A 20,735-nucleotide genomic window follows, 5' to 3' on the forward strand; every position below is an offset into this window, starting at 1 on the left:
CGTTGCGGTTTCCGACACTGACAATCACATCCTCGGACGGGGGCGATGACGAACCTCAGGTTAGCCCGCACGGGCCGGTTCCAATCCCCTCGCTTGACCCGGCACCACGGGGTGCGACGACTACTGTTGCGAAGGTGCCGGAGTGGAAGGCTGACGTGCTGCCGGGATACCGCCAGCACACCATGGCGCTCGGGGCCGACCCCGACGGGGAGGGCGATCTGGTCGCCACGTTGGTGCGCCGCGGCGACCCCGACGCGTCGGCCGCGCACGCGGTCCTGCTGGTGCACGGTTTTACCGACTACTTCTTCAACACCGAGCTCGCCGACCACTTCGCCGCGCGCGGGTTCGCGTTCTACGCCATCGACCTGCACAAATGCGGGCGCTCCCGGCAGGAGGGCCAGACCCCGCACTTCACCACCGACCTGGCGCGCTACGACGTCGAGCTCAACCGCGCCCTCGGCGTGATCACCGCGGAGTCGCCGGCGGCCGAGGTGCTGGTGTACGGGCATTCGGCCGGCGGTCTGATCGTGTCGCTGTGGCTGGACCGGTTGCGCAGCCGGGGGCTGACCAGCCGTCGCCGCGTCAGCGGTCTGGTGCTCAACAGCCCGTGGCTGGATCTGCAGGGCCCCGCCCTGCTGCGCGCGGCACCGACGACGGCCGCGCTCGGAGCGGCCTCCCGGCTGCGTAACCGCCTGGTGGTTCGCTCACCAAACCAGGGCGGCTACGGCACCACCCTGCACCGCGACTACCACGGCGACTTCGACTACGACCTGCGGTGGAAGCCGATCGGCGGCTTCCCGGTCACCGTCGGCTGGATCCGCGCCATCCGGCGTGGGCACGCGAAGCTGCAGCGCGGCCTCGATGTCGGCGTGCCGAACCTCATCCTGCGTTCCGACCGCAGCGTGCGCGAGGTCAGCAACCCCGACGCGATCCAACGCGGCGATGCGGTGCTCGACGTCAAGCAGATCGCGCGCTGGGCGGGGTGCATCGGCAACCGCACCACGATCGTGCCGATCGTCGACGCCAAACACGACGTGTTCCTGTCGCTGCCCGGGCCCCGCCGGGCGGCCTACCGAGAACTGGACGGCTGGTTGGACTGGTATCTGCGCAGACCCGCCCGCCAGATGCCCGACGCCGCCCACTGCCAAGGAGGCTGACCCTGTGGCCCATTTCGACATCGCGATCATCGGAACCGGTTCGGGCAACTCAATTCTCGATGAGCGTTACACCGACAAGAAGGTCGCGATCTGCGAACAGAACGTGTTCGGCGGCACGTGCCTGAACGTCGGCTGCATCCCGACGAAGATGTTCGTCTACGCGGCCGACATCGCCCACGACGTGCAGGACGCGGCGCGCTACGGCATCGACGCGCGCATCGACGCGGTGCGCTGGCCCGACATCGTCTCGCGGGTGTTCGGTCGCATCGATCCGCTGGCCGTCGGCGGCGAGAACTACCGGCGTGCCTCACCGAACGTGGAGGTGTTCTCCAGTCACACCCGGTTCCGGCCCTCCACGGCCGACGGCCGCTACGCGTTGCGCACCGACGACGGCGACGAGTTCACCGCCGACCAGGTGGTCATCGCGGCCGGATCCCGGGTCACGGTTCCCGAGGCCGTGACCGCATGCGGTGTGCCGTACCACACCAGCGACACGATCATGCGGATCCCGGAGGTGCCCGAGCATCTCATCATCGTCGGCGGTGGATTCGTCGCCTGCGAGTTCGCCCATGTCTTCTCGGCGCTGGGCAGCCGGGTGACGTTGTTGATCCGCGGCGCGACGCTGCTGCGCGGACACGACGACGACATCGCTTCGCGCTTCACTGATCTGGCCGCCAAGAAGTGGGAGGTCCGCAACCACCACGAACTCGCCGACGCGCGCAAGGTCGGTGACGGCGTCGAGATCACCTGCCAGGACGGGTCGAAACTGCGCGGCGACATGTTGTTGGTGGCGACCGGCCGGGTGCCCAACGGCGACCAGCTCGACGCCCACCACGCCGGGGTGAAGGTCAGCGGCAGCGGACAGGTGGTCGTCGACCAGTACCAACGCACCACTGCGCGCGGCATTTTCGCGCTCGGCGATGTCTCCTCGGACTATCAGCTCAAGCACGTCGCCAATCATGAGGCGCGGGTGGTCAAGCACAACCTGCTGCAGGACTGGGACGACACCGAGGCGATGATGCCGTCCAACCACCGCTACGTGCCGTCGGCCGTCTTCACCGATCCGCAGATCGCCATGGTCGGGCTGACCGAGAACGAGGCGCGCGCCAAGGGTTTGCGGATCAAGGTGAAGATCCAGGACTACAGCGACGTGGCGTACGGGTGGGCGATGGAGGACACCGTCGGGATCGCCAAGCTCATCGTCGACGACGACACCGGGTTGCTGCTCGGCGCGCACATCATGGGCCACCAGGCGTCGAGCCTGATCCAGCCCGTCGTGCAGGCGATGGCGTTCGACCTGCCGGCCCAGGAGATGGCGCGCGGCCAGTACTGGATCCATCCGGCGCTGCCGGAGGTCATCGAGAACGCGCTGTTGGCGCTCTGCGGTGAGCCCCCGTGGCCGCCGTCGCGACGGCACTGAGGCGCGTCACCTCTTGGTGGCGGTCACCAGCAGGTATTCGGCGTCCCAGTACGACGCGCCGGCCTCGCCGCGGTCCCAGTGCTGCAGGAAGGCCAGGAAGTCGGCGTCCAGCGCGGCGACCCGGTCGGCGTCGTCGGCGTTGAAGTTGTACGCCGCGATGGTGGGGCCGTAGTTGCGTTTCCAGTACTCGCGGAACTCGGCCGGGGTGGGGCTGTGGTCGAGTCGCACGGTCTGCCTGCGCATGGTGAGGTCGGCCACCCGGTCGCCGAACAGCGCGCGGACGTGGTTCTCGTCGCCCCACAGCGGTGCCGGGCCGGCGCCGGGCGGCGGCGGGGGCGCATACGGTTTCATGGTCGCGAACAGGTTGCCGATGAACCCCTGCGGCGTCCAGTTGATCATTCCGATCGTGCCGCCGGTGCGGGCCACCCGCACCAGTTCGTCGGCCGCCGCCTGGTGGTGCGGGGCGAACATCGCCCCGACACACGACATCACCACGTCGAAGCTGTTGTCGGCGAACGGAAGTGCTTCGGCGTCGGCTTCGGCCCATTCGAGTTGGACTCCCCGCTCGGCGGCGATCCGCCGGCCGGCGTCGAAGAGTTCCGGCGTGAGGTCACTTGCCGTGACGACGGCGCCGAGCTCGGCGGCGGGGATCGCGGCGTTGCCCGAACCGGCGGCGACGTCGAGGACGAGCTGCCCGGCCCTGACCCCGCAGGCCTGCACGAGTTCGGGTCCGAGCGCCGGGATCAGCTCGGCCGCGACAGCCGGATAGTCACCGGAGGCCCACAGCGCGCGGTGCTTGGTTTTGAGCGCGCGGTCGGCGTCGACGTTCGGTGCGGTCATGATGACCCCCTTCATCTGTGATGTGGTGGTCTCAGCGTGCGCGCCGGAGCTTCGGATGTCGTTCGAATTGGACGAAATTGCCGGGTCGGTCGGGCGGGTCAGCTGTACCGCAGCAGGCTCGGGCGGGCCCGCGTCAGCGGCTGCGCACCCGCGAGCGCAGCCCCGGTGAAACGACGGCCGGCGGGCGGCGAAATCCGCAGATCAGGGGGTTTTCGGACGGGTTCTACCCGTGGCGGGCGCCGATCCAGTGCAGCAGGTCGTGCACGATCTCGTCCTCGAGCCGATAGCTGACCGCCCGGCCCACCCGCGTCGAGCTCACCCAACCCTGCTGGCGTAGCACCCGAAGCGCTTGAGAAACAGCGTTTTCCGACCGCCCGAGCGCGGCGGCCAGATCACCGACGCGGATTCCCGGCGCGCGGTGCAGGCACAGCAGGATCTCGAGCCTGTTGGGGTCGGAGAGCAGGTCGAAGCGCAGCGTCCACACGGCGCTGTCGACTTCTGCGAGCGCCGACGACGCGCGCTTGACCAGCGCTTGGTTGTCGGACTGTTCCACGCCCTCGAATCTAGACCAGTGCGGGTCAGCCGGTCGGTATCCCCCGCGCGCGTCAGTCGAGGAAGCCGTGCAGCAGCGCCGCCGAACCCTCGACATGCGCGCGCATGGCTTCGGCGGCGGCGTCGGCGTCGCCGGCCAGGATCGCCAGCACGATCGCTTCGTGCTGTTCGTCGGAGTGGGCGATGTTGCGGGGCAGCAACGGGATCTGGTCCAGCAGGGCGTTGAGCCGCATCCGGTTCTCGGCCAGCAGCGGCACCAGCGACGGCGAACCCGCCGCCTCGGCGATGGCCAGATGCAGCCGCGAGTCCAGCCGCCGGTAGTCGTCGTCGGGATCGGCTTCGCGCGCGTCGGCCAGCCGCGCCCACAGCCGTTCGCGTTCGGCCGCGGTCAGCGTGCGCCGCGCCGCCATGTACGCGGCGCCGACCTCCAGGATCTCGCGCAGCCGCAGGGCGTCGTCGATCTCCTCGCGGCTGACGCCGGCCGTATCGCCGGTGTGTCTGGGCAGTTCGTCGGCCAGGAACGTGCCGCCGTAGCGTCCGCGCCGCGACACCAGATAGCCGGCATCCGAGAGCGACTTGATCGCTTCGCGGACGGTGTCGCGGCTGACGCCGAGGCGGGCGGCGAGTTCCCGTTCGGGGGGCAGGCTTTCGCCCGGCTGCAGCACGCCGAGCCGGATCGTCTGCAGCAGCCGACCGACCGTGTCCTCGAACGCGTTACCCGGCCGCACCGGACGCAGCAGCGCCTCGGCGGCGGCTTCGCCCTGCCCGACGTCGGGATCCGCGGTCATGGCCGTTACAGCGGGGTCACGTAGTGGCCGCCGATGCCGCCGTCGACCAGGAAGCTCGACGCGGTGATGAACGACGCGTCGTCGCTGGCCAGAAACGCGACCGCGGCGGCGAGTTCCTCGGGTTCGGCGAACCGGCCCACCGGTACGTGCACCAGCCGCCGGGCCGCGCGCTCGGGATCCTTGGCGAACAGTTCCTGCAGCAGCGGGGTGTTCACGGGTCCCGGGCACAGCGCGTTGACGCGAATCCCCTGCCGCGCGTACTGCACGCCGAGTTCACGCGACATGGTCAGCACCCCGCCCTTGGATGCGGTGTAGGAGATCTGCGACGTCGCCGAACCGACCACCGCGACGAACGACGCGGTGTTGATGATCGACCCCTTCTGTTGCGGAACCATGTGCCGCAGCGCGGCTTTGCAGCAGAAGAACACCGATTTGAGGTTGACGTCCTGCACCCGCTGCCAGGCGTCGACGCCGGTGTCCTCGATGAGGCCGTCCTCGGGCGGGCTGATACCGGCGTTGTTGAACGCGATGTCGACCGAACCGTAGGTCTCCGCGGCGGTGTCGAACAGCGCGTCGACCTCCACCTGATCGGCGACGTCGACGCGGACGAAGGTGCCGTTGACGTCGTCGGCGACGGTCTTGCCTGCCGTCGGGTCGACGTCGCCGATCACGATGCTGGCGCCTTCGGCGTGCATCCGCTTGGCGCTGGCCAGGCCGATGCCGCTGGCGCCGCCGGTGATGACGGCGACCTTGCCGGCGAGTCGTTGCGTCAGATCCATCAGGCCTCCTGCACGGCAAAGAAGACGTTCTTGGTTTCGGTGAAGGACAGCGGCGCGTCGGGCCCGAGTTCGCGGCCCAGCCCCGACTGTTTGAACCCGCCGAACGGCGTGTTGTAGCGCACCGAGGAATGCGAATTGACCGACAGGTTGCCGGCTTCCACTGCCCGCGACACCCGCACCGCGCGCGAGAGGTTCTCGGTCCAGATCGACCCGGACAGACCGTACGGGGTGTCGTTGGCGACCGCGATCGCGTCTGCTTCGTCGTCGAAGGGCAGCACGGTGACCACCGGACCGAAGATCTCCTCGCGCACCGTGCGGTCGGTGCGCGACGGGGTCAGCACGGTGGGTGCGAACCAGAACCCCGGCCCCGACGGCGCCGAACCGCGGAACGCGACCGGCGCGTCGTCGGGCACGAACGACGCGACCGAATCCCGGTGCGCCCGCGACACCAGCGGGCCCATCTCGGTGTCCTTGTTGCGCGGGTCGCCGACGACGACGCCCTTGACCGCCGGCTCGAGCAGCTCCATGAACCGGTCATAGACGTTGCGCTGCACCAGAATCCGACTGCGAGCGCAGCAGTCCTGCCCGGCGTTGTCGAACACCCCGTACGGGGCGGTCGCGGCCGCCTGCTCCAGGTCGCAGTCGTCGAACACGATGTTGGCGCTCTTGCCGCCCAACTCGAGCGTGACGCGCTTGACCTGGGCGGCCGCGTTGGCCATCACCCGGGTGCCGACCTCGGTGGACCCGGTGAACACGATCTTGCGCACGTCGGGGTGGCTGACGAAGCGCTCCCCGACCACCGATCCGCGGCCGGGCAGCACCTGGAACAGGTCGGCGGGCAGTCCGGACTCGACGGCCAGCTCGCCGAGGCGGATCGCGGTCAGCGGCGTCCACTCGGCGGGTTTGAGCACCACCGCGTTGCCCGCGGCCAGCGCCGGCGCGAAACCCCACGACGCGATCGTCATGGGGAAGTTCCACGGGGTGATCACCCCGACGACCCCGAGCGGCTCGTTGAACGTGACGTCGAGGCCACCGGTGACGGGAATCTGCTTACCCGACAGGCGTTCCGGCGCCGCCGAATAGAACTGCAGCACATCGCGGACGTGGCCGGCCTCCCACTCGGCGTTGCCGATCGGGTGCCCCGAGTTGGCGACCTCCAGGGCCGCCAACTCGTCGATGTGCGTGTCGACGGCGGCGGCGAAGTCGCGCAGCGCGCCCGCGCGCGCCGCCGGCGCCAGCCGCGCCCACTGCCGTTGCGCGACCTTGGCTCTGGCGACGGCGTCGTCGACGCCGGCCTCGTCGGTGTGCTCGACGGTGCGCAGCACCTCCTCGGTCGCCGGGTTGATGACCTGCGACGCGCTCACGCGTTCACCCTTCCTTTCGCATAGGTACCTGCGGCTTCGACGACGGCGGCGAACAGCCGCAGATCGTCGAGCCGTTCCTCGGGATGCCACTGCACCGCGAGGACGAAATCGTCACCGGGCATCTCGATGCCCTCGATCACGCCGTCGTCGTCGCGGGCGCTCACGATCAGACCGGACCCGAGGCGGTCGACGGCCTGATGGTGGTAGCACTGCGCGTCGGACGTCTCGCCGACCAGCGCCGCCAGCCGGGTCCCGGGCACGGTCCGCACGGTCGAGGTGGTGAACACCGCGTCGCCCTGCTGATGGCGGTTGTGGCCGATCACATCGGGCAGGTGCTGGTGCAGCGTGCCGCCCAGCGCGACGTTGAGAACCTGTGCGCCGCGGCAGATTCCGAGGAACGGCAAGCGGCGGCGCAGCGCACCGCGCACCAACGCGAGCTCGAACTCGTCGCGGCTGCGGATGTCGGCGTTGGCCGCGTTGGTGGCCGGATGCGGATCCTGGCCGTAACGCTCGGGCAGCACATCCGGGCCGCCGGTGACGATCAGCCCGTCGAGGCCGTCGAGCAGCCGGTCGGCGATGTCGTCGTCGACCGGTTGCGGCGGCAGCAGCGTCGCGATACCGCCGGCCAGCTCGACGCCCTCGAAGTAGATGGCGGGCAGGAAACTGGCCCGCACGTCCCACACACCGGTCCGGGCCTGCTGCAGATAGGTGGTCAACCCGAGCACCGGCCGCACTTTTTCCTCGCGACCAGACGCAAATTGCCTGGAAAACCCGCCATTTCGAGGCATTTTGCGTCTGCTCGCCGGAGAATCAGAGCCGTTCAAAACCGCGGATCCTCTCCCAGTCGGTCACCGCGGCGTTGAACGCGTCGAGCTCCACCCGCGCATTGTTGAGGTAGTGCTCGACCACCTCGTCGCCGAACGCCGCGCGCGCCACCTCGGACTGCTCGAACAACGCGGCCGCCTCGGCCAGCGTGGTCGGCAACCGCTCGGCGCCGCTGGTGTAGGCGTTGCCCTGCACCGGCTCCTCCAGCTCGAGTTCACGCTCGATACCGTAGAGGCCGCCGGCGATCAGCGCCGACACGGCGAGATACTGGTTCACGTCGCCGCCGGGCGCCCGGTTCTCCATCCGCATACCGTGACCGTGCCCGACCACCCGCAGCGCGCACGTGCGGTTGTCCAGCCCCCACGCGATCGCCGTCGGCGCGAAGCTGGCATCGACAAAACGCTTGTAGGAGTTGATGTTCGGCGCGTACAGCAACGTCAGTTCGCGCAGCGTGGCCAGCTGGCCTGCCACGAAACTGCGGAACATCGCCGACATGCCCAGCGGATCGTCGTCGTCGGCGAACACCGCCGAACCGTCGGCACCCCGCAGCGAGATGTGGATGTGGCAGCTGTTGCCTTCGCGCTCATCGAATTTCGCCATGAACGTCAGGCTCTTGCCGTGCTGGTCGGCGATCTCCTTGGCGCCGTTCTTGTAGATGGTGTGGTTGTCGCAGGTGACCCGCGCGTGGTCGTATCGGAACGCGATCTCCTGCTGCCCGAGGTTGCACTCCCCCTTGACGCCTTCGCAGTACATGCCCGCCCCGGTCATGCCGAGCCGGATGTCGCGCAGCAGCGGCTCCATGCGCGTGGACGCCATCATCGCGTAGTCGACGTTGTAGTCCGAGGCGGCGGTCAGCCCGCGGTATCCCTTGGCCCAGGCCTCGCGATAACCGTCGTCGAACACCATGAACTCCAGTTCGGTGCCCGCGTAGGGCACCAGGTCCCGCTCGGCGAGCCGGTCGATCTGGCGGTTGAGGATGCTGCGCGGCGCGACGTCGACGGGCCGGCCGTCGGTGAACGTCAGATCGGCCATCACCATCGCGGTGGCCGGCAGCCACGGCAGCAGCCGCAACGTCGAGAAGTCCGGCGTCATCACCATGTCGCCGTAGCCGGTGTCCCAGCTCGACATCGCGTAGCCCTCGACGGTGTTCATGTCGACGTCGACCGCCAGCAGGTAGTTGCAGCATTCGGCGCCGTGCGCGGCGACCTCCTCGACGAACAGTCGCGCCGACACCCGCTTGCCGGTCAACCTGCCCTGCATGTCGCAGAAGCCGAGGATCACGGTGTCGACCTCGCCGGCAGCCACCAGCCGTTCGAGGTCGGCCTGGGCCAGCATGCCTGATGGAACGCTCATCGGCTGGTGGGTCCTCTCCCTCGGCGAACGAACGACGGGAATGCCGAGTAGTCAACCATTGGCCGTCGCCCGTCCGGATGGTGGTGCCCGTGTTTTACACGATTGTCACCCCCAAAGGTAGGACAACAGACCATTGCCGAGTTTATTCTCCGTATGCCCTCACGACTGCGAGAAGGAGCGACCCATGGCTCAGGACAGTGCGCAGGACAAGAGAAAGAGTTCGGGCGGCGTCACCTACAGCCAGGCGGGTGAGGGCTACTTCGAGAAACGTCAGCTCAAGCGCACCGCGGGCTTCTGGGGGCTGTGGGGCATCGGCGTCGCGGCCGTCATCTCCGGCGACTTCTCCGGCTGGAACTTCGGCATCGGCGCGGCCGGCTGGGGCGGGCTGGCGATCGCCTCCGTCGTCATCGTGATCATGTACTTCGGCATGCTCTTCTCGATCGGCGAGATGTCGGCGGCCATGCCGCACACCGGCGGCGCCTACTCGTTCGCCCGCGCCGCGATGGGACCGTGGGGCGGTTTCGTCACCGGATTCGCCGAGACCATCGAATACGTGTTCACCACCGCGGTGATCGTGTTCTTCTCCGCGTCCTACGCCAACGCCGTCACGACCGACCTGTTCAACCTCTCCCTGCCGATGTGGGTGTGGTGGATCATCCTGTACGCGATCTTCGTCGGGCTGAACTCGTGGGGCGCGGAGATCTCGTTCAAGTTCGCGCTCGTGGTGGCGATCATCTCGATCGGCATCCTGGTGCTGTTCGGCATCCTCGCCGTCGCCAACGGCGCGGTGGACTTCAGCAGGCTGTTCGACATCGCGCCGGACCCGGCCGCCGCGGGGTCCTCGGAGTTCCTGCCGTTCGGCTGGATCGCGATCCTCTACGCGATGCCGTTCGCGATGTGGTTCTTCCTCGGTATCGAGGAGCTGCCGCTGGCCGCCGAGGAAGCGCACGAACCGGCCCGCGACATCCCGCGCGCCGGCATCTGGGGGCTGATCACGCTGATCGGCTGCGGCGCGATCGTGTTCTTCCTCAACCCGGCGGTGACCGGGTCCGAGGCGTTGGGCAGCTCCGACGAACCGCTGCTCGACGGTTTCCGCGCGTTCCTGCCCGGCAACCTCGCCGCGGTGCTGTCGGCGTTCGCGCTGATCGGCCTGCTGGCCAGCCTGCAGGGCATCATGTACGCCTACGGCCGCAACATGTACTCGTTGAGCCGCGCCGGCTACTACCCGAAGACGTTGTCGCTGACCGGATCCCGGCAGACGCCGTACGTCGCGTTGCTGGTGGGCGCGGTCATCGGCTTCGTCGCGCTGCTCATCGTCAACTACAACGAGGGCGCCGGCGCGGTGGTGCTGAACATCGCGGTGTGGGGCGCGGTGCTGGCGTACGGGCTGCAGATGATCTCGTTCCTGCTGCTGCGCCGCAGGTTCCCCAACGCGCGGCGACCGTGGGTCAGCCCGACCGGCAACTGGGGCGCGGTCGTCGCGCTGGTGATCGCCGCGGTGACGTTCGTCGGCGTCCTCGTCAACCCCGACTACCGGCCCGCGGTCATCGCGATCGTCATCTTCTACATCCTGGGTCTGCTGGTGTTCGGCGTCTACGGACGCCACCGCCTGGTGCTCTCGCCCGAGGAGGAATACGCGGTCACCGGCGGCCTGCACGGCTACGACCCGGACGCCGAGGGCCTCGGCGGCACCATCGAGGACGAGATCCTCAAGGGCCACACCGACTGAGCCTGGGCGCGCGGCGAGGTCAAACCCGCCCGTGAGCAGCGCAAAGTAGAGCCAGGTCACACCCGCACCAGGTTTCATCAGCTTCCACAGGGGTACTGTCGAAGGCGTGTGTGGAGCCACCGGCGAGGTGCGTCTCGACGGCCTGACGCCTGACATTGCAGCGGTCTCGGCGATGGCCGAGGCGATGACCCCCAGAGGTCCGGACTCGGCGGGCGCCTGGTCGCAAGGCAGGGTCGCCCTCGGACACCGTCGCCTGAAGATCATCGACCTGACAGAAGCCGGCGGTCAGCCCATGCTCGACTCCGAGCTGGGGTTGGCGGTGGCGTGGAACGGCTGCATCTACAACTACAAGCAGCTGCGCCGCGAGCTCAGCGAGCAGGGCTACCGGTTCTTCTCGCACAGCGACACCGAGGTGCTGCTCAAGGCCTACCACCACTGGGGTGACCGGTTCGTCGACCGGCTCTACGGCATGTTCGCGTTCGCGATCGTCGAACGCGACAGCGGCCGGGTGCTGCTCGGCCGCGACCGGCTCGGCATCAAGCCGCTGTACCTGACCCAGACCCCGAAGCGGATCCGGTTCGCCTCGTCGCTGCCTGCGCTGCTCGCCGGCGGGGACGTCGACACCCGGATCGACTCGGTGGCGCTGCACCACTACATGACGTTCCACTCGGTGGTGCCCGCGCCGCGCACGATTCTGCGCGGGGTCACCAAGGTGCCGCCGGCGTCGCTGGTGGCCATCGAGCCCGATGGCCGCACCATCACCACGACGTACTGGGAGCCCGACTTCAGCCGCCGCGCCGACCGCGCCGACTGGTCCGAACGCGACTGGGAGGACGCCGTTCTCGAGTCGCTGCGGGTCGCCGTGGACCGCAGGCTCGTCGCCGACGTACCGGTCGGCTGCCTGCTGTCGGGCGGGGTCGACTCCAGTCTGATCGTCGGGCTGCTCGCCGAGGCCGGCCAGCACGGGCTGGCGACCTTCTCGATCGGCTTCGAGTCGGTCGGCGGTGTGGCCGGCGACGAGTTCAAGTACTCCGACATCATCGCCGAGCGGTTCGGCACCGACCACCACCAGATCCGCATCGGCACCGAACGGATGCTGCCCGCCCTCGACGGCGCGATCGGGGCGATGAGCGAACCGATGGTCAGCCACGACTGCGTGGCGTTCTATCTGCTCAGCCAGGAAGTCGCCAAGCACGTGAAGGTCGTGCAGTCCGGGCAGGGCGCCGACGAGGTGTTCGCCGGCTACCACTGGTACCCGCCGCTCGGCGAACCCGACGCGACGACCGTCGACGGCGCGGTGGCCCGCTACCGCAAGGCGTTCTTCGACCGCGACCGCGGCGGCTACGACGCGCTGATCTCGCCGTCGTACGCCGTCGACGGTGACCCGAGCCTGGACTTCGTCACCGAGCATTTCGCGCGCGCGGGCGCCGAGACCGGCGTCGACCGCGGGTTGCGCCTCGACACGACGGTGATGCTCGTCGACGACCCGGTCAAGCGGGTGGACAACATGACGATGGCGTGGGGCCTGGAGGGCCGGGTGCCGTTCCTCGACCACGAGCTCGTCGAGCTGGCCGCCACCTGCCCGCCCGAGCTCAAGGTCGCCCACGAAGGCAAGGGTGTACTGAAACAGGCTGCCCGACAGGTCATTCCGTCCGAGGTCATCGATCGGCCGAAAGGTTACTTCCCGGTGCCTGCGCTGACTCATCTCGAAGGGCCCTACCTGGACATGGTGCGCGACGCGCTGTACGCGCCGGCCGCCAAGGAGCGCGGCCTGTTCCGGCCGGAGGCGGTCGACCGGTTGCTCGCCGACCCGAACGGCCGGCTCACCCCGCTGCGCGGTAACGAACTGTGGCAGATCGCCCTGCTGGAGCTGTGGTTGCAGCGGCACGGGGTGTCGGGGCCCGCGGCATGACGACCATCGACCCGGACCAAACGGGGGCCATCGACCAGACGGAGGCCATCACCCTCGGACTGCACGACGCCTCACCGCAACATCTGGTCGACAAGATGGCCGACGACGTCGTCGTCGAGATGGGTTGGGGACGGCTCATTTTCGGGCAGACATTCGCCGATCCGGCAACCCTGGCCGAGGTGCTGCGCCAGGAGAGCCTGGGCCGACGCGACATCTGCATGTACGCCCGCGAACCGCACGTGCTGGTGTCGATGGCGCCCGCCGAACTGTTCATCGACCCCAGCCACACCTACCGGCTGCGGTTCACCGACGACGACCCGAAGGCCTCCGAGCCGACCGGCTTCTCGGTGCGCGCGCTGCAGAGCGCCGACGACGCCGACGAGATGAACCGCGTGTACGTGCGCTGCGGGATGGTGCCGGCACCGGTCGAACGGCTCTGGCAGAACCATCTCGAACAAGATGCTGTCGACTACCTCGTCGCGGTGCGCGACGACGACGGCAGCGTGCTGGGCACCGTCACCGGCGTCGACCACAAACGGCTGTTCTCCGACCCGGAGAACGGGTCGAGCCTGTGGACGCTGGCCGTCGACCCCACCACCAGCCTGCCCGGTGTCGGCGCCGCGCTGACCCGCGCGCTGGCCGCCATCTACCGCGACCGCGGCCGCGCCTACATGGACCTGTCGGTCAGCCACGACAACTCCGCGGCGATCTCGCTCTACGAGAAGCTCGGCTTCGAGCGGGTGCCCGTGATGGCGGTCAAACGCAAGAACGCCATCAACGAACCGCTGTTCACCCATCCCCCCGAGACCGTCGAGGATCTCAATCCGTACGCCCGGATCATCGCCGACGAGGCCATGCGCCGCGGGATCTGGGTGGAGGTGCTCGACGCCGAGGCCGGGGAGATGCGGCTGTCGCACGGCGGGCGCACCGTCATCACCCGGGAATCGTTGTCGGAGTTCACCTCCGCGGTCGCGATGGCCCGCTGCGACGACAAGCGGCTGACCCGCCGGCTGGTGGCCGAGGCCGGGATCGCGGTGCCCAAGGGCCGGTTGGCCACGTTCGACGAGCAGGACCACGCGTTCCTCGAGGAGGTCGGCGACGTGGTGGTCAAACCGACCCGCGGCGAGCAGGGCAAGGGCATCACCGTCGGCGTCAACAGCGCCGCGGAACTGGACGCCGCGCTGGCCCGGGCACGCGAGGAGCATCCGCACGTGCTGATCGAACAGCGCGCGCCCGGCGACGATCTGCGGCTCGTCGTCATCGACGGCAAGGTGGTGGCCGCCGCGCTGCGCAAGCCCGCCGAGGTCGTCGGCACCGGGCACCACACCATCCGCGAGCTGATCGAGGCGCAGAGCCGACGGCGGGCCGCGGCCACCGGCGGCGAGTCCCGCATCCCGATCGACGCGGTCACCGAATCGACAGTCGCCGAGGCGGGTTGGTCGTTCGACGACGTGCTGCCCGAGGGACAGCGCCTGCGGGTGCGTCGCACCGCGAACCTGCATCAGGGCGGCACGATCCACGACGTCACCGCGAAGGTGAACCCGCACCTGTGCGAGGTCGCGGTCAAATCGGCCGAGGCCATCGGCATCCCGGTCACCGGGATCGACCTGCTGGTGCCCGACGTGACCGATCAGGAGTACGTCTTCATCGAGGCCAACGAGCGGCCCGGGCTGGCCAACCACGAGCCGCAGCCGACGGCAAAAGCGTTCGTGGACTTCCTGTTTCCGGGCAGCCCCGCGCTGCCGCAGGCGTGGACACCGGAAGAGGCGCCGGTCTAGTCACCAGGTGCTGGTGCGCATCACGATCTCGGCGGCCAGTTGCGCGGTGGATTCCTGCGCGTTCCGTCGGCCGAGTAGCTCGACCACCCGGTAGTCGCCGTACACGAAGCGCTGGCTGGCCCTGGCGACCGCGCGGGCGGCCGGGCCGCTGACCAGCGCGGTGGTGTTCATCTCGACCGGCGGGCAGTGCTCGTCGCGGATGACGCCGGCGCCGTCGGCCACCCGCGGATGCCCGCGGTCGATCACCACCAGCCCGATGAACCGGTCGAGGCGGGTGGCGGCCAGTTCCCAGGCCAGCTCACCGCCGATCCGGTCGCCGACGAGCAGCGCCCATTTGATGTCGAGGGCGTCGAGGATCGCGACCACCGACTTGGCGGTCAGCCGCGGGTCGGGCGGGACCACGACCGTGCGCAGCGAGGCGGTGTGCAGGCGTTGGCAGACGGCGTCGTAGGCCACCGGCGACTGGTGGGCCGCACCGAGCAGCACGACCACCGAACCCGTGTCGGGGCCGGTGACGCTGACGGGCACGGTGATTCCCTCGACCGTGACCGTGGTGGATGGCATTGGGCCACGCTACAGCGGCCGATCGGGTGCCGGAGCCGTTTCGCGGTCAGTGAACGCCGGGGTCAGGCCGCGGCGATGCGGTCGGCCTGGCGGGCGGCGATGTCCAGAAAGGTCTGCGGCAGCGAGCCTTTGACCGTGACCGACGGGTTGGGGGTCGGGAACGCGATGCCGTAGACCGCCATGGCCCCGACGTTTTCGAACGAGAAGTACACGCTGTTGTCGGCGCCGGCGAGCCGCATCGTCTGCTGGTAGACCAGCGCGTCGGCGCGCGGTGACGGCATCCGGTTGGTGGTCATCGGGATGCCGGGCGACGACGGGTCGAAGTAGGTCTCGAACGTCGCGCACCGCTCGGCCGCGGCGGCCAGCCGGTCGAGGTCCAGCGGCCAGGTCAGCACGGTGAAGACCATCCGGGCGCCGTCGTAGGCGACGACGTACTCGGCCGCACTGCCCGCGCCGCGTTCGGCGGACTCAGCGATCACCCGGGTCAACGCGTCCGAGCAGCCGGCGGGTTTGGACAGCATCGCCGGTGGTCCGCCTGCACCGTCGGCTTGGCCGGGTTCGCGGGTGATGCGGTCGTACTGGACACCGGGCGGGAAGTCCCCGGCGGTGAGCACGGCGCGCTCGAGTCGGGCGCCGGGCCAGGTGGCGGCGCCCGTCACGGTGTGGCCGCATCCGCTGACGACGAGCAGCAGAACGGCCGCGGCCGCAAACCGCCTGACCATGGCGCCCACACTACCTACCGCCGACTCTCGTCAGCGGCAGGTGTAGCCGCCGTCGATCGGCAGGCAGACGCCGGTGATCATCGCCGCGTCGTCGCTGAGCAGAAACACGATCGGCCCGGCGATCTCGTCCTCGGTGGCCCACCGGCCGAGCGGCATCTGCGCCAGGAACGGCGGGCCGACCTCGGGGTGACCCCAGTGCGACGCCGACATCTCGGTCATCACGACCGTCGGGTTGACGCTGTTGACCCGGATGTTGTGCGGACCGAGTTCCAGCGCGCTGACCCGGGTGATGTTGTCCACCGCGGCCTTCGACGACCCGTAGGAGATGTGTCCCGGCAACGCCACCAGGCTGGCCTGACTCGACACATTGACGATCGCGCCGCCGCGCCCGCGTTGGATCATCCCCGGCGCGACGTGTTTGATGACCAGCAGGCTGCCACGCGCGTTGATGCTGATGACCTTGTCGAACACCGCGATATCGGTGTCCTGCGGCGTGGCGATCTCCCCGCCGAAGCCCCCGCAGTTGACCACGCCGTCGACCGGCAGACCCGACACCGCGTCGCGGACGTCGTCCTCGGAGGTGAGGTCGAACGGCACCGGGTGCGCACCGGTCTCGTCGGCCAGCGCCGCCAACCCGTCGACGTTGCGGCCGCCGGCGTACACGGTCGCGCCGTCGGCGACCAGTCGGCGCACGGTCGCCGCGCCGATACCGCCGGTCGCCCCCGTGACCAGAACTGCCCGTCCGGTGAAATCAGCCACGCCTCATCATCACACGGCCTGCGGGTAGCGTCGAAAGCATGAACGTTCCCGAGCGGATGCGCCGCGTCGTCGTCTCGTCGGGATCCATCGATGTCGTCGACTCCCCCACCCCGACACCCGCATCCGGTGAAGTGCTGGTGCGCTCGGTGGTCTCCGGGGTCTGCGGTTCCGACACGCACGCCGCCCACGGCCGCCACCCGTTCATCGCGCTGCCGTACCACCCCGGCCACGAGGTCGTCGGCGTCGTCGCGGCGCGCGGAGCCGACGTCGGTGGACTCGAGGCCGGCGGTGTCGAGGTCGGCGCCCGGGTGACCGTCGAACCCGACCTGCCCTGCTGGCGGTGCAAACAGTGCCGCGGCGGCAACGAGAACCTCTGCGAGAACCTGCAATTCTTCGGCTGCGGTTACGAGCAGGGCGGGATGGCCGACTTCTTCACCATCGCCGCCGACCGGGTCCACGTCGTTCCCGACGAGCTCGACTACCGCGCGGCGGCGCTGATCGAACCGCTGTCGACGCCGGTGCACGCGGTGCGCATCGCCGGCGACGTGCGCGACAAGGCCGTCGTGATCCTCGGCGCGGGCACCATCGGGCTGCTGGTGCTGGCGGTGGTGCGGGCCTACGGTGCGCGACGCGTCGTGGTCACCGACCCGCTGGCTGCCAAACGCGACCGCGCTGTGCGCCTGGGCGCCGATGCGGCGCTCGACGCGGCCGCCGCCGACGTCGTGACTCAGGCCCGGGATGCGCTCGGCGAGAGCGCCGACGTTGTATTCGACTGTGTGGCAGTCGAATCGACGGTCCGTTCAGCTGTCGCGATAGCCAGCAAGGGCGGCACGGTCGTCGTGGTGGGGGTGCCGACGGGCGACGTGTCGATCCCGCTGGCGACCATCCAAGACCACCAGATCCGCATCCAGGGCAGCGCGACCTACCTGCCGCGCGACTACGCCGAGTCGATCCGCCTGCTCGCCGAGGGCGCGGTGGACGTCGACGAGATCGTCACCGCCCAGGTGCCGCTGGCGCGGGTCGCCGACGCGTACGCGCTGTCGTCGGGCGGTGAGCACGTCAAGGTGCTCGTCGGCATCCACGAGGACTTCCAGATCAGCTGAGCGGCGTCTCGGGCCGCGCCGGCGCGATCGACACGCGGCGGCGCGGATCGGGCACACCGAGCAGCGTGCCCCCGTGCTCGACGGCGGCGGCACCGAAGCGCAGCGCGCCGGCAAACGCCTCCACGCTTGACGCCCCCGCGTGCGCGGCGGCCAGCCACCCCGCCAGGAACGCGTCACCCGCGCCCGCGGTGTTGACCACCCGCCGCGCCGGTGCGCTGCCGTGCACCGGTTCGGGCAGGTCCGGGCCGTGCAGCAGCGCGCCGTCGGCGCCGAGGCTGACCAGCACGGTGTGCACCCCGCGCGCCCGCAGCAGCCCCGCCGCCTCGATCACGTCGCCCAGCGTGCGCAGCGACCGGTTCGTCACCTCGGCGAGTTCGTCGGCGTTGGGCTTGACCAGGTCGGGCACCGTGGCGGCCTCGAGCACCGCGGCCAGCGGCGCGCCCGAGCAGTCGACCGCGACGCGGCGCCCCGCTTCCCGCGCCTCGGTGACCGCGGCGGCCAACCGGTGCGGGCGGAAGCCGTCGGGCAGGCTCCCCGACCACACCACCCAGTCACCGGCCTCCCCCGCCGACAGCGCCGCCGCGCACAGCGCCTCGACTTCGCTGTCCGACAACCGCGGACCCGGTTCGTTGATCTTGCTGGTGCGGCCGTCGGCCTCGACCAGCGTGACGTTCGAGCGCAGCGCCCCGCCGATCGGCACACCGACATGCTCGAGGCCGAAATCATCGAGCAGCGTGACGATCTCGTCGCCGGTACCACCGCCTACCGGCAGCACCGCGCGCACCGGGACGCCGACGCCGTGCAGCGCCAGTGCAACGTTGACACCCTTCCCGCTGGGCTCGACGAGGGTCGACGTGGCGCGGTTGACCTCGCCGGCGACGAACCGCGGCAGTCGCAGCGTGCGGTCCAGGCTCGGGTTGGCGGTGACGGTGGTGATCATCGCGCGATCTCCACGGTCACGTCGAGTGCGGCCAGCCGGTCGCGGTGCTCGCTTGCGTCGGTGACCAGCACGTCGACCTCGTCGAGGTCGGCGTGTCTGGCCAGACTCTCACGACCGAATTTGCTTGCGTCGACCAGGAATACGCGTTGGCGGGCGGCGGCCAGCATCGCCCGCTTGACGTGTGCCTCGTCGGCGTCCGGGGTGGTGAGCCCGCGCTCGAAGGACAGCGCGTTGGTGCCGAGGAACGCCACGTCGAGGTTGAGGCCGCTGAGCGCCGCGACGGTCAGCGGGCCGACCGCGGCGCCGGTTTCGGGCCGCACCCGCCCGCCCAGCGTGACGACGGCGACGCCGCGCTGCAGCAGCACCGTCGCCAACGGTAGCGCGTTGGTGTAGACGACGAGACCGCGGTCGGCGGGCAGCAGTTCGGCGAGCCGCAGCGTGGTCGACCCGGCGTCGAGCAGAAGCGAACCGCCGTCGGGCACCAGTTCCAGTGCGCGCCGGGCGATCGCGGTCTTCTGCGCGGACCGCTCGGTGCGGGTGCCGACGGCCGGTTCGTCGCTTCGCCGCTGCGGGGCCACCGCGCCGCCGTGCACGCGGCGGAGCAGCCCGCGCGCCTCCAGCTGAGCCAGGTCTTTGCGGATACTCTCCGCGCTGACCCCGAAATATCGTGCGAGTTCCGCACTTTCGACCCGGCGTGCGGTGTCGAGCATCCGCAGCACCTCGACGTGCCGCTCGTCGGCAAACCACGTCCGCCTCGACGCGGTCACGGCGGGCCCAGATGGTCGTCGGGTCCGAGCGCCCCTGCGGCCCTGGCCGCGAGCGTCGCGGCGCCCAGGGTTCCGGCCTCGTCGAGGGGCGACACCCGCAGCCCGGGTAAGCGGATTCGTTTGGCGCGCATGACCTCCGCGCTGTGCCGCCAGCCGCCGGTGACGATGACGCCGGAGGCGGGTCCGACGACGTCGTCCATGGCGCGGTGCAGCGCGAGCGCCTCGTCGGCGGCCGCGGCCACGACCGCCTTCCACACCTCGCCCGGCCCGACGCCGCCCGCGATGCCACCGAGAGTCAGCGTCTCGGTGCCCAGCCCGCCGACGACGACCCGCCCGTGCGGGGCGTGCTCGGCCGCGGCGTCGAGGGCAGCCAAACCGCCACCGGACACCCCGAGCATCTCGAGTGCCCGGTTCTGCGCCAGCCCGCCCTCGGTGCCGCCGAGCAGCGTCCAGCGCTCGGGTTCGACGCTCGGGTCGGTGGTGATGCCGGCGGCAGCCAGCCGGACCGCCTCGGCACGGCTCGGCACGCGAGACACGGTGCGCACCAGCGCTTCTGCAGTGCCCGACGAGTCGAGCTCGTAGCCGGGGGCGGTCGCGCGGGCACCGAGCGCCGACGCCTGGTGGTCATGTCCGGCGAGGGTCAGCAGCGCGCCGCGCAGCAGCGGGTGCGCCTCGTCGGTGGTGATGCGGCCGACCGGTTGGCCCGCGGCAACCAGCGGCGGCATGAGCCCGCGCGCCGCCCCGGACCAGGCCAGCGCGTCGTCCCACCAGTCGTGTGCCGCGATGTCGAGCCAGCCGGTGCGGCCGGCCAGCGACAGTTCGATGACCGGTGCGCCGCCGAGGCGGCGCACCACCCAGCCGCCGACGTCGTAGCGCATGACCGCCGACCGCGCCGCCGGCTCGTGGGTCAGCAGCCAGCGGTGTTTGGTCAGCGAGAACTGGCCGCGCGCAGGCTTTCCCGCGATCCCGCCGAACGCCTCGGTCCCGAGTTCGGCGACGAGGTCGGCCACTTCGTCGTGGTCGCGGTCGTCGTGCCAGGCGATCACCGGGGCCAGTGGTCGCTCGTGGGCGTCGGTGAGCACCCCGGACTCCCCCATGCTGGTGATGCCGACCGCGGTCACCGGCACCCCCGCGTCGGCCGCCGCGTCGCACAGCGCGGTCAACGCGCTGCGCCACAGGGTCTCGGCGTCGGTCTGCGTGCCCTGCGGGCCGGCGTCCCACCGCATGGCGGTCCGGCCGGCGCCCAGCGTGGCGCCGTCCTCGGCGTACACCACGGCCTTGCTCGACGTGGTGCCGACGTCGAGGCCGGCGAAGGCGGGCATTCGCGCTCCTCAAACCGTTGCGGAGTTGGGTTTACATGGATATGGTTGCGTCTGATTGGAA

19 protein-coding genes are annotated in these 20,735 nt (G+C 70.1%); 6 read left to right on the top strand and 13 right to left on the bottom strand.

The window, feature by feature from the left end; all coding sequences use genetic code 11:
* Positions 1–182: 182 nt before the first annotated feature.
* Both BHQ18_RS00080 and mtr read left to right on the top strand, forming a co-directional pair.
* On the top strand, positions 183–1,157 hold the full coding sequence (locus BHQ18_RS00080; protein WP_069411965.1) for an alpha/beta hydrolase: 975 nt from the start codon (positions 183–185) through the stop codon (positions 1,155–1,157).
* Positions 1,158–1,161: 4 nt separating this feature from the next.
* A complete protein-coding gene (gene mtr / locus BHQ18_RS00085) occupies positions 1,162–2,577 on the top strand; it encodes a mycothione reductase (RefSeq protein WP_069411537.1) in 1,416 nt (471 codons plus the stop codon).
* A 6-nt stretch (positions 2,578–2,583) separates the two neighbouring features.
* Here the strand turns inward: mtr and BHQ18_RS00090 are convergent, their stop codons facing one another.
* The 7 genes from BHQ18_RS00090 to BHQ18_RS00120 form a co-directional block, all read right to left on the bottom strand.
* On the bottom strand, positions 2,584–3,417 hold the full coding sequence (locus tag BHQ18_RS00090) for a class I SAM-dependent methyltransferase (RefSeq protein ID WP_109789161.1): 834 nt from the start codon (positions 3,415–3,417) through the stop codon (positions 2,584–2,586).
* 223 nt (positions 3,418–3,640) lie between these two features.
* Positions 3,641–3,970 (bottom strand): ArsR/SmtB family transcription factor, encoded by a 330-nt coding sequence (locus BHQ18_RS00095; protein ID WP_069411538.1) that lies wholly within the window; start codon positions 3,968–3,970, stop codon positions 3,641–3,643.
* Between the two features lie 52 nt (positions 3,971–4,022).
* Positions 4,023–4,757: a FadR/GntR family transcriptional regulator gene (locus tag BHQ18_RS00100; RefSeq protein WP_069411539.1), complete on the bottom strand. Its 735-nt coding sequence runs from the start codon at positions 4,755–4,757 to the stop codon at positions 4,023–4,025.
* Between the two features lie 5 nt (positions 4,758–4,762).
* Positions 4,763–5,539, bottom strand: a complete 777-nt coding sequence (locus tag BHQ18_RS00105) for a 3-oxoacyl-ACP reductase (protein WP_205866018.1) — start codon at positions 5,537–5,539, stop codon at positions 4,763–4,765.
* A complete protein-coding gene (locus tag BHQ18_RS00110) occupies positions 5,536–6,900 on the bottom strand; it encodes an aldehyde dehydrogenase family protein (RefSeq protein ID WP_069411541.1) in 1,365 nt (454 codons plus the stop codon). Before BHQ18_RS00110 ends, BHQ18_RS00105 begins: the two co-directional genes overlap by 4 nt.
* Positions 6,897–7,688 (bottom strand): gamma-glutamyl-gamma-aminobutyrate hydrolase family protein, encoded by a 792-nt coding sequence (locus BHQ18_RS00115; protein ID WP_069411542.1) that lies wholly within the window; start codon positions 7,686–7,688, stop codon positions 6,897–6,899. The genes BHQ18_RS00110 and BHQ18_RS00115 overlap by 4 nt, the downstream gene beginning before the upstream one ends.
* A 22-nt stretch (positions 7,689–7,710) precedes the next feature.
* Positions 7,711–9,078, bottom strand: a complete 1,368-nt coding sequence (locus BHQ18_RS00120) for a glutamine synthetase family protein (protein ID WP_069411543.1) — start codon at positions 9,076–9,078, stop codon at positions 7,711–7,713.
* A gap of 184 nt (positions 9,079–9,262) precedes the next feature.
* Here BHQ18_RS00120 and BHQ18_RS00125 point away from each other — a divergent pair, with 184 nt between their 5' ends.
* The 3 genes from BHQ18_RS00125 to ngg all read left to right on the top strand — a co-directional run bounded on the left by BHQ18_RS00125 (position 9,263) and on the right by ngg (position 14,497).
* On the top strand, positions 9,263–10,807 hold the full coding sequence (locus BHQ18_RS00125; RefSeq protein ID WP_069411544.1) for an amino acid permease: 1,545 nt from the start codon (positions 9,263–9,265) through the stop codon (positions 10,805–10,807).
* Between the two features lie 106 nt (positions 10,808–10,913).
* Positions 10,914–12,719, top strand: coding sequence for an N-acetylglutaminylglutamine amidotransferase (locus BHQ18_RS00130; RefSeq protein ID WP_069411545.1), 1,806 nt, complete (start codon positions 10,914–10,916; stop codon positions 12,717–12,719).
* Complete coding sequence (gene ngg, locus BHQ18_RS00135) at positions 12,716–14,497, top strand: N-acetylglutaminylglutamine synthetase (RefSeq protein WP_069411967.1); 1,782 nt, start codon at positions 12,716–12,718, stop codon at positions 14,495–14,497. The genes BHQ18_RS00130 and ngg overlap by 4 nt, the downstream gene beginning before the upstream one ends.
* On the opposite strand, the gene BHQ18_RS00140 is transcribed toward ngg, so the two are convergent.
* From BHQ18_RS00140 to BHQ18_RS00150, 3 genes are all read right to left on the bottom strand, one after another.
* On the bottom strand, positions 14,498–15,061 hold the full coding sequence (locus BHQ18_RS00140) for an alpha/beta fold hydrolase (protein ID WP_069411546.1): 564 nt from the start codon (positions 15,059–15,061) through the stop codon (positions 14,498–14,500).
* A 62-nt stretch (positions 15,062–15,123) separates the two neighbouring features.
* Positions 15,124–15,783 carry a hypothetical protein gene (locus BHQ18_RS00145; protein WP_069411547.1) on the bottom strand — a complete coding sequence of 220 codons (660 nt, stop codon included), beginning with the start codon at positions 15,781–15,783 and terminating at the stop codon, positions 15,124–15,126.
* A 30-nt stretch (positions 15,784–15,813) separates the two neighbouring features.
* Entirely contained in the window at positions 15,814–16,542 is a 729-nt protein-coding gene (locus BHQ18_RS00150) for an SDR family oxidoreductase (RefSeq protein WP_069411548.1), read from the bottom strand.
* Between the two features lie 38 nt (positions 16,543–16,580).
* Between BHQ18_RS00150 and BHQ18_RS00155 the strand changes: the two genes are divergently transcribed.
* Complete coding sequence (locus BHQ18_RS00155) at positions 16,581–17,645, top strand: zinc-dependent alcohol dehydrogenase (protein ID WP_069411549.1); 1,065 nt, start codon at positions 16,581–16,583, stop codon at positions 17,643–17,645.
* Here the strand turns inward: BHQ18_RS00155 and BHQ18_RS00160 are convergent.
* The 3 genes from BHQ18_RS00160 to BHQ18_RS00170 are packed head-to-tail and all read right to left on the bottom strand — an operon-like array spanning position 17,638 to position 20,674.
* Positions 17,638–18,585: a 1-phosphofructokinase family hexose kinase gene (locus tag BHQ18_RS00160; protein ID WP_069411550.1), complete on the bottom strand. Its 948-nt coding sequence runs from the start codon at positions 18,583–18,585 to the stop codon at positions 17,638–17,640. The genes BHQ18_RS00155 and BHQ18_RS00160 overlap by 8 nt on opposite strands.
* Positions 18,582–19,352, bottom strand: coding sequence for a DeoR/GlpR family DNA-binding transcription regulator (locus tag BHQ18_RS00165; RefSeq protein ID WP_069411551.1), 771 nt, complete (start codon positions 19,350–19,352; stop codon positions 18,582–18,584). Before BHQ18_RS00165 ends, BHQ18_RS00160 begins: the two co-directional genes overlap by 4 nt.
* Entirely contained in the window at positions 19,349–20,674 is a 1,326-nt protein-coding gene (locus tag BHQ18_RS00170; RefSeq protein WP_069411552.1) for an FGGY-family carbohydrate kinase, read from the bottom strand. The genes BHQ18_RS00165 and BHQ18_RS00170 overlap by 4 nt, the downstream gene beginning before the upstream one ends.
* Between the last annotated feature and the right edge of the window lie 61 nt (positions 20,675–20,735).

Origin of the sequence: Mycolicibacterium flavescens (assembly GCF_001722335.1) — a bacterium.
Taxonomy (GTDB): domain Bacteria; phylum Actinomycetota; class Actinomycetes; order Mycobacteriales; family Mycobacteriaceae; genus Mycobacterium; species Mycobacterium flavescens.

Excerpts from the sequence above, each read along its gene's own strand:
- BHQ18_RS00080 (WP_069411965.1), top strand. The coding sequence starts at position 183 with ATGGCGCTCGGGGCCGACCCCGACGGGGAGGGCGATCTGGTCGCCACG.
- BHQ18_RS00090 (WP_109789161.1), bottom strand. The coding sequence starts at position 3,417 with ATGACCGCACCGAACGTCGACGCCGACCGCGCGCTCAAAACCAAGCAC.
- BHQ18_RS00100 (WP_069411539.1), bottom strand. The coding sequence starts at position 4,757 with ATGACCGCGGATCCCGACGTCGGGCAGGGCGAAGCCGCCGCCGAGGCG.
- BHQ18_RS00115 (WP_069411542.1), bottom strand. The coding sequence starts at position 7,688 with ATGCCTCGAAATGGCGGGTTTTCCAGGCAATTTGCGTCTGGTCGCGAG.
- BHQ18_RS00120 (WP_069411543.1), bottom strand. The coding sequence starts at position 9,078 with ATGAGCGTTCCATCAGGCATGCTGGCCCAGGCCGACCTCGAACGGCTG.
- BHQ18_RS00125 (WP_069411544.1), top strand. The coding sequence starts at position 9,263 with ATGGCTCAGGACAGTGCGCAGGACAAGAGAAAGAGTTCGGGCGGCGTC.
- ngg (WP_069411967.1), top strand. The coding sequence starts at position 12,716 with ATGACGACCATCGACCCGGACCAAACGGGGGCCATCGACCAGACGGAG.
- BHQ18_RS00140 (WP_069411546.1), bottom strand. The coding sequence starts at position 15,061 with ATGCCATCCACCACGGTCACGGTCGAGGGAATCACCGTGCCCGTCAGC.
- BHQ18_RS00145 (WP_069411547.1), bottom strand. The coding sequence starts at position 15,783 with ATGGTCAGGCGGTTTGCGGCCGCGGCCGTTCTGCTGCTCGTCGTCAGC.
- BHQ18_RS00155 (WP_069411549.1), top strand. The coding sequence starts at position 16,581 with ATGAACGTTCCCGAGCGGATGCGCCGCGTCGTCGTCTCGTCGGGATCC.
- BHQ18_RS00160 (WP_069411550.1), bottom strand. The coding sequence starts at position 18,585 with ATGATCACCACCGTCACCGCCAACCCGAGCCTGGACCGCACGCTGCGA.
- BHQ18_RS00170 (WP_069411552.1), bottom strand. The coding sequence starts at position 20,674 with ATGCCCGCCTTCGCCGGCCTCGACGTCGGCACCACGTCGAGCAAGGCC.